Origin of the sequence: Paraburkholderia piptadeniae, assembly GCF_900007165.1 — a bacterium.
GTDB lineage: Bacteria > Pseudomonadota > Gammaproteobacteria > Burkholderiales > Burkholderiaceae > Paraburkholderia > Paraburkholderia piptadeniae.
In genome coordinates, this window is sequence record NZ_CYGY02000218.1 from 1 (window position 1) to 657 (window position 657).

At 69.7% G+C, this 657-nt stretch carries 2 protein-coding genes; both read left to right on the forward strand.

Annotated features, from left to right (window positions below):
- The first annotated feature begins 63 nt into the window (after positions 1–63).
- Positions 64–411 carry a (2Fe-2S)-binding protein gene (locus BN2476_RS44800; RefSeq protein ID WP_087740482.1) on the forward strand — a complete coding sequence of 116 codons (348 nt, stop codon included), beginning with the start codon at positions 64–66 and terminating at the stop codon, positions 409–411.
- Positions 401–657, forward strand: a 257-nt coding sequence (locus BN2476_RS44805; RefSeq protein ID WP_143811250.1) for an FAD-dependent oxidoreductase, incomplete at its 3' end; no start/stop codon positions are given. The genes BN2476_RS44800 and BN2476_RS44805, both read left to right, overlap by 11 nt.

Genomic DNA, 657 nt, shown 5'->3' on the forward strand with positions numbered 1-657 from the left:
CCGCTTTCTCGGGCAGCCGCTTCACCGAATCCGCTGCTCTCATTCCCGCTCACTGAATCCGCCATGACTTCCACACTGCTACCACTATTCAAGGCCCTGCCCGCCGCCGATGCTTCCGTCGACATCTGGTTCAACGATCAGCCGCTGCGCGTGCCGGGCAGCCGGTCGGTGGCCGCGGCGCTGCTTGCCGCCGGCATTGCGCGCTTTCGCGCGACGCCCGTCTCGGGCGCGCCGCGCGCGCCGTATTGCATGATGGGCGCGTGCTTCGAGTGTCTCGTCGAGATCGACGGCGTGCCGAGCCGGCAAAGCTGCATGGTGACCGTGCGCGACGGCATGCGCATCCGTTCGCAGGAAGGCGCGCGCGATCTGCCGCCCGTCGCCGTATCACTGGAGGATGCTCATGGCCGCTGAATACGAAGCAGGACTCGTGTCCGGCTTCGCCGCCGAAGCCGTCGATGTCGTGGTGGTCGGCGCCGGTCCCGCCGGCATGAGCGCGGCGACGCGCGCGGCGAGCGCGGGACTGTCCGTCGTGCTTCTCGATGAGCAGGATGCCGTCGGCGGGCAGATCTATCGCGCGATCGGCCGCGCCGATGGGCGCCGCAAGGAGATTCTCGGCCCCGACTACGCCGCGGGCGCTGCCGTCGCCGACGCGTTCGC

Excerpts from the sequence above, each read along its gene's own strand:
- BN2476_RS44800 (WP_087740482.1), top strand. The coding sequence starts at position 64 with ATGACTTCCACACTGCTACCACTATTCAAGGCCCTGCCCGCCGCCGAT.